At 31.8% G+C, this 13,333-nt stretch carries 15 protein-coding genes; 12 read left to right on the forward strand and 3 right to left on the reverse strand.

Annotation, left to right across the window (positions count from 1 at the left end; all coding sequences use genetic code 11):
• The first annotated feature begins 226 nt into the window (after window positions 1-226).
• The 7 genes from lpdA (at window position 227) to N4270_RS09540 (ending at window position 5,882) form a co-directional block, all read left to right on the forward strand.
• Window positions 227-1,627: a dihydrolipoyl dehydrogenase gene (gene lpdA / locus N4270_RS09510; protein WP_260096836.1), complete on the forward strand. Its 1,401-nt coding sequence runs from the start codon at window positions 227-229 to the stop codon at window positions 1,625-1,627.
• Between the two features lie 154 nt (window positions 1,628-1,781).
• Window positions 1,782-2,531, forward strand: coding sequence for a DUF6090 family protein (locus N4270_RS09515; protein ID WP_260096838.1), 750 nt, complete (start codon window positions 1,782-1,784; stop codon window positions 2,529-2,531).
• A 44-nt stretch (window positions 2,532-2,575) separates the two neighbouring features.
• On the forward strand, window positions 2,576-3,298 hold the full coding sequence (locus N4270_RS09520; protein ID WP_260096840.1) for a DUF6090 family protein: 723 nt from the start codon (window positions 2,576-2,578) through the stop codon (window positions 3,296-3,298).
• Between the two features lie 35 nt (window positions 3,299-3,333).
• Entirely contained in the window at window positions 3,334-4,041 is a 708-nt protein-coding gene (locus N4270_RS09525) for a DUF6090 family protein (RefSeq protein ID WP_260096842.1), read from the forward strand.
• A 31-nt stretch (window positions 4,042-4,072) separates the two neighbouring features.
• The gene (locus N4270_RS09530) at window positions 4,073-4,750 is read left to right on the forward strand and encodes a DUF6090 family protein (protein ID WP_260096844.1); all 678 of its coding nucleotides are present in this window, start codon (window positions 4,073-4,075) and stop codon (window positions 4,748-4,750) included.
• Entirely contained in the window at window positions 4,743-5,483 is a 741-nt protein-coding gene (locus N4270_RS09535) for a DUF6090 family protein (protein WP_260096845.1), read from the forward strand. Before N4270_RS09530 ends, N4270_RS09535 begins: the two co-directional genes overlap by 8 nt.
• A 75-nt stretch (window positions 5,484-5,558) precedes the next feature.
• Complete coding sequence (locus N4270_RS09540; RefSeq protein WP_260096846.1) at window positions 5,559-5,882, forward strand: hypothetical protein; 324 nt, start codon at window positions 5,559-5,561, stop codon at window positions 5,880-5,882.
• Between the two features lies 1 nt (window position 5,883).
• Here N4270_RS09540 and N4270_RS09545 read toward each other — a convergent pair whose 3' ends face one another.
• The 3 genes from N4270_RS09545 to N4270_RS09555 all read right to left on the reverse strand — a co-directional run bounded on the left by N4270_RS09545 (window position 5,884) and on the right by N4270_RS09555 (window position 7,985).
• The gene (locus N4270_RS09545) at window positions 5,884-6,474 is read right to left on the reverse strand and encodes a hypothetical protein (protein WP_260096848.1); all 591 of its coding nucleotides are present in this window, start codon (window positions 6,472-6,474) and stop codon (window positions 5,884-5,886) included.
• Window positions 6,475-6,544: 70 nt separating this feature from the next.
• The gene (locus N4270_RS09550) at window positions 6,545-7,261 is read right to left on the reverse strand and encodes a LytTR family DNA-binding domain-containing protein (protein ID WP_260096850.1); all 717 of its coding nucleotides are present in this window, start codon (window positions 7,259-7,261) and stop codon (window positions 6,545-6,547) included.
• Window positions 7,254-7,985 (reverse strand): sensor histidine kinase, encoded by a 732-nt coding sequence (locus N4270_RS09555; protein WP_260096852.1) that lies wholly within the window; start codon window positions 7,983-7,985, stop codon window positions 7,254-7,256. Before N4270_RS09555 ends, N4270_RS09550 begins: the two co-directional genes overlap by 8 nt.
• Before the next feature lie 522 nt (window positions 7,986-8,507).
• Between N4270_RS09555 and N4270_RS09560 the strand changes: the two genes are divergently transcribed.
• The 5 genes from N4270_RS09560 (at window position 8,508) to N4270_RS09580 (ending at window position 13,278) form a co-directional block, all read left to right on the forward strand.
• Window positions 8,508-8,873, forward strand: a complete 366-nt coding sequence (locus N4270_RS09560; protein ID WP_260096853.1) for a hypothetical protein — start codon at window positions 8,508-8,510, stop codon at window positions 8,871-8,873.
• 17 nt (window positions 8,874-8,890) lie between these two features.
• Window positions 8,891-10,114, forward strand: coding sequence for an alpha/beta hydrolase-fold protein (locus tag N4270_RS09565; protein WP_260096855.1), 1,224 nt, complete (start codon window positions 8,891-8,893; stop codon window positions 10,112-10,114).
• 38 nt (window positions 10,115-10,152) lie between these two features.
• Window positions 10,153-11,475 (forward strand): serine hydrolase, encoded by a 1,323-nt coding sequence (locus N4270_RS09570; RefSeq protein ID WP_260096856.1) that lies wholly within the window; start codon window positions 10,153-10,155, stop codon window positions 11,473-11,475.
• 192 nt (window positions 11,476-11,667) lie between these two features.
• Window positions 11,668-12,243 carry an RNA polymerase sigma factor gene (locus N4270_RS09575; RefSeq protein WP_260096858.1) on the forward strand — a complete coding sequence of 192 codons (576 nt, stop codon included), beginning with the start codon at window positions 11,668-11,670 and terminating at the stop codon, window positions 12,241-12,243.
• Window positions 12,244-12,447: 204 nt separating this feature from the next.
• Complete coding sequence (locus N4270_RS09580) at window positions 12,448-13,278, forward strand: mechanosensitive ion channel domain-containing protein (protein ID WP_260096860.1); 831 nt, start codon at window positions 12,448-12,450, stop codon at window positions 13,276-13,278.
• Window positions 13,279-13,333 lie beyond the last annotated feature (55 nt).

Here is a 13,333-nt window from a genome sequence, read left to right on the forward strand (position 1 = left end):
ACTCATAAAATTACTCAAATTGAGTATTGTAAAACCTTTCAAAAACATTCAATTTTGGAATGTTATTAATTTACATAGGGATAAAACGCTCATTCGACTTAGGTTAAATAATCTAAAAGGAATGAGCTTTTTTTATAATTACATCTTAAACCCTCAAAATAATAGTAATTAATTAACCAAAATTGTACTTTTGTATTCGTATACAAATTAGATAAAAATATAGTTTATGAAATCATACGATGTAGCAGTAATAGGTTCGGGTCCTGGTGGATATGTAGCAGCAATTCGTTGCGCACAATTAGGCATGAAAACAGCAATAATTGAAAAATATTCTACACTTGGAGGAACTTGTTTAAATGTGGGTTGTATTCCAAGTAAAGCCTTATTAGATTCATCTCACCATTACGAAGATGCCATTAAGCATTTTGAAGAGCATGGTATTGAAATTCCTGGAGATGTTAAGGTGAATTTAGAGCAAATGATTGCGCGTAAGCAGTCTGTTGTAGACCAAACTACTAGCGGAATTGATTTCTTAATGAAGAAAAATAAGATTGATGTGTATGAAGGTTTAGGAAGTTTTAAAGATGCGACTCATATTCAAATTGAAGGTAAAGAAACCACTGAAATTGAAGCGAAGAACAGCATCATTGCAACAGGTTCAAAACCGTCTAATCTTCCATTTATAAAGTTAGATAAAGAACGTATTATCACATCTACTGAAGCTTTAAAGCTTAAGGAAATTCCGAAGCACTTAATCGTAATTGGTGGTGGCGTAATTGGTTTAGAATTAGGGCAGGTGTACCGTCGTTTAGGTGCCGAAGTTACTGTTGTTGAATTTATGGATCGTATCATTGCTGGTATGGATGCAGGCTTATCTAAAGAACTCAATAAAGTGTTTAAGAAGGCTAAATTTGGTATGAATGTTTCGCATAAGGTAACTTCTGTTGAACGCAAAGGAGATGAAGTCATTGTTAAAGCGCAAAATAAAAAAGGAGATATCGTTGAGTTTAAAGGCGATTATTGTCTTGTGGCTGTTGGACGTAAACCTTATACTGAAGGTTTGAATGCTGAAGCTGCAGGTGTGAAATTAAATGATAGAGGACAAATTGAAGTCAACGACCATTTGCAAACCACTGCCAAGAATATCTATGCTATTGGCGATGTCATTAAAGGTGCTATGCTGGCTCATAAAGCATCAGAAGAAGGTGTTTTGGTTGCTGAAACCTTAGCAGGACAAAAACCGCATATCAATTATAATTTAATTCCTGGTGTGGTTTACACATGGCCGGAAGTTGCTGCCGTTGGTAAAACTGAAGAAGAATTAAAAGCTGCTGGTGTAGCCTACAAAACAGGACAATTTCCAATGCGTGCTTTAGGTAGAAGTAGAGCGAGTATGGATATCGACGGCTTTGTAAAAGTGCTAGCCGATAAAAACACGGATGAAATTTTAGGAGTGCATATGATTGGAGCTCGTGCTGCCGATATGATTGCCGAAGCAGTTGTAGCTATGGAATATAGAGCTTCTGCCGAAGATATTTCTCGTATGTCTCACGCACATCCCACGTTTACTGAAGCAATTAAAGAAGCGGCTTTAGCTGCAACGGATGATATTGCGTTGCATATTTAAGAGCTTATAATATTTTTATAGATTAAAGCGGACTTATTTGTCCGCTTTTTTTATATAAAGGCATTTAATTTGTAACAATTTAATACCTTTAAACACAAATAGTTATTCAGCCTTAACTACACCATCAACTTAATTTGCTTTCAACCGAAAGTGAATGATCAAATTTTTCCGTCGCATTAGACAATCGCTGCTATCAGAGAATAAGTTTTCAAAATATCTTATTTACGCTGTTGGTGAAATTATCCTAGTGGTTATTGGGATTCTTATTGCGCTTCAAATCAATAATTGGAATAACGATAAAGCCAATACAAAGGAAGAAGAATTCATTCTGAAAAACCTAAACTTCGAATTCAGAAAAAACAAAACAGACCTTGAAAGCATTAAGCTTGATTATCAGCAATTCTTAAAATCGACCAAGTCTGTTTTAAATCTTATTGGAGAAACCGAAGACATTATAAAAGCTCAAAATACCGATAGCCTCATATCAGAAAGTATCAATAGTTATGATTACAGGCCAACTCAAAATGTGTTTTCTGATCTTATATCTTCCGGAAACTTGAAATTGATTTCTTCAGATTCGCTTCGCTTATATTTGTTTCAGTGGTCTAGCTTTCTTAACGAAAAGGAAGAGGCTTGGGATACCTTAGACGATTTTTCACAAAATATGATGTTGCCTTACCTTACCAAAAATGCATCGCTTAAAAATATTGATAGTTACGGATTATTAGACTGGAACCAAAAATCTAAACTTACACCTAATTCTTTCGAAATGTTTCAAGATTTAGAATTTGAAAATAATATAGATAATCATGCATGGAGTATTGCCAATTACCTTCGGGCATTGGAAAATCTTGAAATAATAATCAACAAAATCATTGCCGAAACATCAAAAGTAAACAAGTAGAACCAATGATTAAATTTTTTCGCCACATACGCCAAAACCTTATTATGAAAAATCAAACATCCAAGTACTTTAAATATGCCGTCGGTGAAATCATCCTTGTAGTGATTGGTATTCTCATTGCATTGCAGATTAATAACTGGAATGAAAATAGAAAATTGAATCTACAAGAACAAACCGCTTTAAACAATATTCATCGTGACTTTTTGAAAAACAAAGCCATTTTAGAAGATGTGAAGACGAGTACGGAATTAATAATGAAGCATGGAGTGCAAATCCTTAATCATACCGGAAGCAAAACAAAACCCGACTCAGAAGACATATTTAACAGCTGGTTAAATGAGTTGTATAATAGCACTCCTTATTATCCGCAAAATGGCTTTTTGGATGATTTATTGAGTTCAGGAAAACTAAGCATATTTAAAAATGCAGAATTAAGAAACTTGTTATCGTCTTGGAAGCCAGAAGTTGAAATTTTAGAAGAACGATTTAGCACTGTCGATAAGAACGAAGATATCTTAAACGCTTACATCATTGAACATGGAAGTTGGTTAAATGCCGATCAAGTAGCAGAAAATAGAAATGTTAACTTCCCAGTTTCGGGTTTTACCGTTGATAACAGGGATTTACTAAAAGTATTACAATTCGAAAATTTGGTTGAAAATTTGGTCATAGCTGCAGATAATTACTATTCGACACAAAAGAAGACAGAAAAACTACTCGATGACATAAATACATTGTTAGAAACTGAAATTCAAAAACAGCAATGATTAAATTTTTCCGTCACATACGTCAAAACCTTATTATGAAAAATCAAACTTCCAAGTACTTTAAATATGCCGTTGGTGAAATTATCCTTGTGGTGATAGGGATTTTGATTGCACTTCAAATTAACAACTGGAATGAAAATAGGAAGATAAATAAACAAGAGACTGTTTATTTACAAGACCTAAAAAAAGACATCACTTTTGATATAGAGACGCTTAATGCTAGAGTTGTTAATAATAATCTAATGGTACATAATATCGATACCATTTTAATACTTATTTCCTCAAAAAAAATATTTACAAAACAAGATGAGGTGTTATTGGCAAACATGACAACTACATTATTTGGGGAGTCTTATTTTATTCCAGAAAAAGGAACTATCAATCAAATACAATCAAGTAGTTCAGGGAGCTTTATAAAGAACAAAACTTTACGAGATCTTATATTTAGATATTATTCCAACAATGAAAGAATTGAAAAAAACATGGAACAAAGTATTCAAATTTATCAGCATCAAATTATTACGCCCTCATTAATACATCCTGCGATAGTAAAAAAGAGCATGAATATAAATGCAGAAGTGTCTCTATTAGATATGTCTCTGTTGTTAAAGAATAATGATTATTTAAACGCATTAACAATAAAATCACTCGGCACTCAAAATCAAAATATACAGTATTTAGAAATTATAGAAAAGGCACAGCAAATCTTATCGATTATTAATACAGAACTTAATAATGATTAAATTCTTCAGAAATATTCGACAAAATCTAATTATGGAAAATAAATCAACCAAGTACTTTAAATACGCCATTGGTGAAATTATCCTTGTGGTGATTGGAATTTTGATTGCACTTCAAATTAACAACTGGAATGAAAATCGAAAAACTGAAGTTTTTGAGAATGAAATTTTAACGCAAATACGAGCCAATCTTATTAAAGATAAACAGGTATTAACGAAGTACATTCATAATGCGAAACTTGCCACAGTCTCAATAGATAAAATTTTAGCAGAAGACTTGACTTTAAAGAGCCATGATAGCATAAAGTACTGGCTGGCAGATGTGGTACGATTTGATAGGTATAGACCCTTAACCAATGCCTATGAGGTATTAAAATCTCAAGGAATTGATAAAATTAGTAATAAGCAGCTACAATTTTTACTTGGGATGTATTACGATGACCAATCTGTTGCTGCAAATACAGCCTGTCATGATCTGGAAATAATGTTTTTAAATGATTGGCTTCCTATTCTTAAAAAAAATATAGTGCATCAAGAATTTGGAGTCGTACTTGAATTACAGGATTATTCAGAAATAAAAGCTGGTGGTGAAATTAGAAATCTCTTAATATTAAACAAAGATAATTGGGGAGGAAGCAATTCAATTTTAAAAGAAGTTGTTACTCTTATAGACGAATTAGAAACACTGATAAAAAAGGAACTCGATGATTAAATTTTTCCGTCATATCCGAAGAAACATGATCAATCAAAATCGTACAAAAAAGTATGTGCTCTATGCGATTGGTGAAATTATTCTTGTGGTGATAGGGATTTTGATTGCGCTTCAGATTAATAATGCTAATGAGAAACGAAAAACGAACAACCAGCTTCATGGGTATTTAAAAACAATTCGTAAAAATGTACAATTTGACACTACCGAAATCAATCAGATTAAAAGGCTTAGAATGCGACAAAATCAAGCAGCAAAAGAATACATGACTTGTATGATGATAGATTCTATGCCATTAGAATTAATTGGTAGAATTGTACCTATCGTTGGTGAGCAGTATTTAAATGTGAACCAGGCAGGATTTGATGCGTTAAAAAGTTCGGGCTTTATTGCTAATTTACAAGGCTCGGTCATTGAAGATGCCGTCTTTGAGTATTATGCGTTTTATGATGAAATTCACGAAAGTGAAACGAGTTTAAATAATTTTATCGAAAGTATGGAGGTGGGTTTATTTGATGATGATTTTAACAAGATTTCTAGGTTTTTTAAAATGAGATCTCATGCAAATTCCAGAGAAGAGCTAAATAAAACTTTAGAATTAATTTATAAGAATTCCAAAATACTTGGGATTATGCAACGGGTGGCCGATGAAGAACATTTTTGGGTGTATGACAGTTTAAGGTCAAAAGGGGATAAGATTGTGAAACTAATTGACAAAGAAATAGGAGGTTATTAAATAGGCCTGAAGCTTAAGTCAGATTAAAAATGTTGATTTTCATTTTCGTACATTTATACCTCTATATTTCTAATTATGTGGGAAGATCAACTCAAGTTTTATGACAGTATTGTAGCGCAATGTCCAGATTTTGAACGTAAAGGAAAGAAGATGATATATACTTCAGCAAATGGTTACATGTTTACCTTATTAAACAAAGATGCCGAAATTGGCATTCGATTATCCAAGGCATCCCAAAAGGCGTTTAAGGAAAACTATAATGCGACCGAATATCGTTCCTATGGTGCTGTGATGCGCGATTATGTGAAAGTTCCTGAGACTTTATATACTGAAACACAACTGTTGGTTGACTATTTTAAGGAAAGTTATAATTATGTGATGAGCCTTAAACCTAAGTGATTTATAATTCTTTAATCAAATCATAAATGCGCAACCTATTACTGTAATCGTAAGCGTTGACATCGCGTACAAAGCAATACATACTGATGTCTTCATTTTTTACTTTTTCTGAAAGCTCTTCAACCGTAAATGGCCCAAATTCTTTAGATTTTTCGATATAGTAAAATTCATGCTCATAAATTAAACTAGTGACTTTTTGCTTGTATTTTTCTCTTAAAAACACTTTGACATCATCAATCGTATTTATGGTGTCTTCATAGTTTGACGTGTTGATGAACAGGGCGAATTCTTTCTTGTTTTGATGATTTAAAACTAAAATATCATCATCTTTAAAATAAGCCTTTACTGTTATTATCCCATCTTCCGTTTCAATCTCAAATATATTATTAATATGAAGCGTCCAGGAAGTTTCAATCACAGACGATTTACGAGAAATTTCAAGAATATGGTCTTCCTTAAATGTATACACCGATTTCTTTTTTGAAATACCATTTACTAAAACCCATTGCTGATTAATAAACAACGAATCGTGATGCAACTCATAATCAAAAGGCTGTAAATTAGGTATAGCGTCGTGTAGATATTCATTCATTAAGCAGACAATTTTTCGAAATAGTAGTTAATAAGGCAACGTCTAAGATACGTTTTTATTGAATAAAAGTTCAAAATTTTTCCAAATGATTTAAAACCGCCTTCTTATAACTTCGGCTAATAGGTAATGCTTTGTTTTGAATGGTAATGTATTCATTAGTAAATGATTGTATAGAATTGATGGCAATAATATACGATCTGTGAATTCTTAAAAAACGCTGGTTTGGAAGTTTTGCTTCAATGGCGCTTATCGTTTCTCGGGTCACAATAGTATGGTTTTCTAAATGAATTTTTAGATAGTCACTATAACTTTCTATATAGATAATGGTGTCATAATCGATCTTAATCATTTTGCGCTCAGAACGGACAAATATAAACTCTGAAGCCTCATAAGTTAACTGTTTGTTGTGTTGTGTCTTTCCGTAGATTTCAAAGTAATTATGAACCGATTTTTGTAAGCTTTCAAACGAAATAGGTTTGAGTAGATAATCAACGGCTTTTAATTCAAAACCTTCAACAGCATAGTCTCTGTAAGCGGTTGTAAAAATGACTTTTATATCTGAATTAATAGATTTCGCAAAAGAGATTCCTGAAATTTCGGGCATATTAATGTCTAAAAACACCAGGTCAATCGCATGCTTGTTTATATAACCAAAGGCTTCAATCGCATTGCTACAACTCGCAACAATGCTTACATTTTTTATCTGAGAAAGATGGGTTTCAATGATCTCTCTGGCAATTGTTTCATCATCAACAATTAAGCAAGAAATAGTCTCTGTACTAGGCATGAGGTGTCGTTTTTAATTGTAATTCCACATCAAAAACCTTTGACTTATCGTGTATGGTTAATTGATAGGCATTGGGATATAATAATTCTAATCGCTTTTTAATATTTTCTAATCCAATGCCGCCTTGTGCAGCGCCACTCTCAGAATTTGTATTTGTGATACGGAAGTAAATATGCTCCAAACTTGTGCTGAGTTCAATATGAATATGTAAAACACCATTTTGAATGCTACCATGTTTAAAGCTATTTTCGATAAACGGAATTAATAACATTGGCGCAATAGTAATATTCTCGGAAGTTTGTGAAATATTCATCTCAACATGTAGTGTGTTATGAAAGCGCATTTTTTCAAGTTCGATATAATCTTTGATATGGGCAATTTCTTCAGATAATAATACAAAAGGTTTTTCGGCTTGATACAGTAAATAATCGAGTAAATTAGATAATTTTAAGATCATGTCTGGTGTTTGTTCAGCCTTTTTTAATGCAAAACCATACATGGTGTTGAGTGTATTAAATAAAAAATGCGGATGAATTTGCATCTTCAAATATTTCAACTCTTGTTCTTTTAATTTGAGTTGAGCTTCTAAGATTTTAGCTTCGAGATCTGCGTTGTGTTTCGACTGATTTAAATTTAGTTTTAAGAGTTTAAAAGCACTTACAATAAAAACAACCAAGCAAATACTAGTGATAATAAAGATACCACTTCTGCTGAGTGTAGTCATTTTAGCAAACTTAAAATCTGTAAGAACTGCGAGTGCAAAAAAGACAGAAAAAATAACTACAGAAACTAAAATTATTAACGTATAAAGACTGTAAAGACCAAAAAGAAGATAACGTTTTGTTATAAGGTAATTGGGTAATAAATTATAAATGGATACATAGGTAGCGCCTATGGTTACTGGCATTAAGAATAATGAAAAGTAAAATACATTAATATTTATCGTGTTGCCAACACCAAATATTGAAGAAAAAAACAACAATATACAACACCAAAATATAATATGGAGCAGCACACGTTTAAGTAGCTTTGTTCGCTTTATGTTTTGCATTACTGGGTTTAATAATCGCTACAATAATAAGGCATTTAAAATTGCTGTCGATTTTTTGTAGACAGATAACGGATTCAGCAAGCAATTTAACAGCCTTGTCAAAACGCAACCCAAAATGGTTATTGGTCGCAAAAGATATTTACAATCCGATATTCGTTTTAGATTTGAAAAAAACTAACTTAAAAAACAAAAATTATGATTACTAGACTATTATCTGATGGAGGACCACTAATGTACGTCATACTAATACTACTATTATTATCTCTATTCTTTATCGTAAAAGCATTTCTTACTATGAATAAGAGTAGAGTGCAATCCAAAAAAATGATAGGTTTAGCTAATGAGACTAGTATATTGAGTTTAGTTGTTGGATGTTTTGGTTCTGTTTTTAGTTTAATAAGTTTATTTGATATGGTGGAAGCTATTGGAGAAACAAGACCAGATTTATTTTCGGCAGGTCTTAAAGTAGCACTACTAACAATAACCTTTGGGCTATTTTCTTTTGTTATAGCTAGGATAGGGATTTTAGCTTACAAATGGACATTAAAACCTGAGGTTTAATCTTAATTTATTTCTAAATGAAAATACACAAATTAATAATCGTTCTTGTAGTTTTATGCTTCTGTATTGAAAGTAAAGCACAAGACAAGCAAATTGACGTAAAGGAGATTGTAATAGGCAAAGTCGATAGCATATATTCAGATATATTAAAAGAGCAAAGAGAGATATGGGTAAGTGTGCCTAAAGCCTTTAATGGTGATAAAAATTATCCAGTTATTTATGTCTTAGATGCCTCTAGAAATTTTTATTCAATAACAGCTATACTTAAACAATTAACACCTTTAACAATTCCAGAATCAATTGTTGTAGGTATTTTAAATATAGATAGAACAAGAGATTTTACACCTACTAACGTGCCGTTTCAACGAGGGCATAAATCAGAAACTTCTGGAGGCGCTAGTAATTTTATAAATTTCATGAATCAAGAATTAAAGCCTTTTATAAATAAAAAATATCCAACAGAAAATAATAGTACAATCATTGGGCATTCTACAGGAGGATTATTTGTACTGTATGCTTTTTTAAATCATCAGGATGTTTTTGATAATTATTTGGCAATAGATCCAAGTCTGTGGTGGGATAAAGAACAGTTGGTTAATGAAACACAAAAGCTACTAGATGAAGGAAATCGAAAAGAAAAATCATTATATGTCGCAGCTGCCAACAGTATTGGGAAAGGATTAGATACTGTAAAAGTTAGAAAAGACAAATCTGAGCCTACTGAGCAAATTAGAGCGAATTTAAAGTTTCATGATGTTTTAGTAAAAAATAGGAATAAGCTTAATTATAATTGGCAATACTTTAAAGACGAAGACCATGGAAGCATAGTCATACCAGCTCAATATAATGGCTTACGTGCTCTTTTTTCATGGTTTCCGTTTCCTGAAATGTGGCGATTTAATACACCTAAAAAATATTCAGCAAAGGAATTAACAGATCCATACTATGCGCATTATAAAAAATTAAGTGCTAAAATGAAACGCGAGGTAAAACCAGATTGGGCGTTAATTAATGATGTTGGTTTCTATATGCTTGATGGACATAATCTACCTGAAAAGGCATTGGCATATTTAGAAATGAACCTAGATTTCTATCCTAATGAATCCAAGACCTATGTGGCCTTAGGAAAGTATTATCTAACGCAAAAAGATAAACTTGTAGCGATTTCCTATTTCGAAAAGGCTATAGAAATAGATAATAATCAAGAGGCTTTAGTACAACTAAAAAAGCTTAGCGATTAAAAAATAATTTCAAATAACATTATCAATACATACCTATTATGAATAAGACACTTTTTCTTTTCGTATTGCTTTGCAATACGCTAAACTTAAATGCTCAAGACACAAAGCAAATCGATCAATACTTAACGCTTTTAGAGCAAAACAATAAGCTCATGGCTACAATGACCGTTACAAACGACGGTAATATTACGTATGAAAAAGCAATGGGTTTTGCAGATGTAGAAAACAAAATAAAAAATACAAAAGGCACAAAATTTAGAATTGGGTCAATTACGAAAGCATTTACAGCCGTAATGATTTTTCAACTTGTAGATGAAGGTAAGATTACATTAAATACACCTTTATCTGAGTACTATCCTGAGATTACTGGAGCTGAAAATATAAAAATAGCAAATCTTTTAAATCACAGCAGCGGACTATACAACATTACAAATGATTCTGATTTTGGTAAATGGATGCTAGAAAAATCCACCAAAAATGAGATGGTATCACGAATTAAAGGCTACAAATTGGATTTTAATCCAGGTGAACAGACCGCATATAGTAACACCAATTATTTATTATTGGGTTATATTATTGAAGCTTTAGATAAAGATGCATATCCGCAAATTCTGAAGAAAAGAATAACCAATAAAGTCGAATTAAATGACACTTATTATGGCGGAAAAATAAGTTCTAAAAACAATGAAAGTCATTCTTATGCTATAAAAGCAGCGAATTGGAATAAGCAATTAGAAACTGAAATGTCAAATCCAGGCGGAGCAGGTGCAATTGTCTCAACATCTGCTGATTTAGCTAAGTTTATTAATGCGCTTTTTAATAATAAACTGATATCAATATCTAGTTTAGAAGCCATGAAAAAAACCAATAATGGAGAGGTATGTCATGGATTGTTCTATGCGAACTTAAATGGTTTAGATATCTATGCAAGTGAAGGCGGTATTGATGGCTTTCAATCTATGTTGGTTTATGTGCCTAAATTTAAAACTACAATTTCACTCACCGCAAATGCCTTAGATTATCAAAAAACGCAGATTATGCTAACTGTTTTTGGAGCTATAAATGGGCAATCAATACAAATGCCAATTTTCACAAAATATGAATTGACAGAAGCACAAGCAAAAATATATGAAGGAGAATATGCTTGCGATGAAGTCCCTTATAAACTCATTTTTAAAGCTAATGGTAATATTTTAATGGGAGCACCTGAGCAAAGTAACCTTAAAGAACTAACACCAATAAAGCAACATCAATTTACATTTGATACTTTGGGTATTGTTTTAGATTTCTATCCAGGAGTTAATACTGTAAGGTTCAAAAAAGGAGATGACAAACCTCTAATGTTTAAAAAAGTAAAATAGAGGTATTAAAACGTATATTGATTTAATAGTCTTAATAGAAAAGCGAACTTGTTAAAGTTCGCTTTTTTTATGTCCAATTTTTAGTGCTTTCAAATGTTAAATTTCATAATTTTAACAAGTAAGTTTAAAAAGATGTGACCTATGAAAAATATTAGGGTCTTAATATAAACCGTAATACCAAACTATACATTTTTGGAACCCTCTATTAATATTTATAACCTGTCTGATGAAGCACTTGTAAGTGCTATCGTCAAGAACAATGATACCCTACTTTTTGAAGTATTGTATGATCGTTTTGCACACCTGGTTTATAATAAATGTTATGGGTTTGCAAAAGATGAAGACGAAGCTAAAGATCTTACACAAGATGTGTTTCTGAAGCTTTTTGTTAAGTTGGCAAGTTTTAAAGGGAAGTCTAAGTTTTCAACGTGGTTATATGCATTTACATATAATCATTGTGTCAATTACGTTACAAGAAGTACGGCTAAAAAGTTTGAAAAGCAATCTGTAGATTATGCAGATATTGAAAACATTTCGGAAGATATCGATGAGTCTTCAGATTTTAGCGACATGAGAGTTGACAAACTTAAAAAAGCATTGGACCTAGTATCACCTGATGAAAAGATGATACTATTACTAAAATACCAAGATAACCTTTCTATAAAGGAAATTGAAAGTGTTTTAGATATTGGAGAAAGCGCTGTTAAAATGAGAATTAAACGCGCTAAGGATAAATTATTAACCGTTTACGAAAATAACCTTAACTAATGGAAAATCCTTTTAAAGATATAGATAAGCCATTGAAGTCAGTTCCGCAGGAATTGAAATCTAAGGTTATGAACGATATTGCCATCGCAAAACTGCTTATGGAGTTAGCCGAATTATTTTCCTATAACCTTGGTGATGTCATCGAAACCGTAATGAGTAAACGCGATAAAAAATAAAACAGCTATTAAAAATTAATAAATAATCATGGACAAAATCACAGAATACAAGAACATTGCAATGGACTCTCTATCTACAATGTGGGTGGAGATGACTAAAATATTTCCAAGCATTATAGGCGCTTTAATTGTCTTAATTTTTGGATGGCTAGTTACCAAATTAGTGGTACGAATTATTAAGAAAGCTTTAAAACTTGCTAAGGCAGATAAGCTGGACGATAAGTTAAACGAGATTGAAATAGTAGAAGGGAAGAAACTTAATTTTGATACCATTAAAATCGTTTCCACTTTTGTGAAATGGATTCTTTATATCATGATTTTGATTATTATTTCTGATATATTAAACCTTAAAATCATATCTGAACAAATCAGTAATTTCTTAAATTATTTACCGAAACTATTTGTTGCACTTATCATATTTACGGCAGGTTTACTCTTCGCTAATTTTGTAAAGAAAGGCTTACAATCGTTTTTTGAATCTATGGATTTATCTGGTTCGAAAATCATTAGTCAAATCGTGTTTTTCTTACTGCTTATATTTATTTCTATTACAGCTTTAAATCAAGCAGGTATCGACACACAAATCATTACAGAGAATTTCACAATGATTTTAGCCGCTTTTTTACTCGCCTTTGCTTTGGCATTTGGCTTAGGAGCAAAAGAAGTTGTTGGTGATTTACTTAAAACATTTTATACCCGAAAAACGTTTGAAGTTGGTAAGAAAATTGAATTTCAAGATGAAGTTTATGAAATAGATTCAATCAATAATATTTCGGTAGTATTAAAAAATACACATGGAAAAAAAGTTATTGTACCAGTAAAGGATATAGTGGAGAATCATATAAAGGTTGTAGACTAATATCTAGGGTTATAGATTAATTATGTCAATTACGTAATCTGGTCCAAGCCTTTTG

Origin of the sequence: Psychroserpens sp. SPM9 (assembly GCF_025153525.1) — a bacterium.
GTDB lineage: Bacteria > Bacteroidota > Bacteroidia > Flavobacteriales > Flavobacteriaceae > Psychroserpens.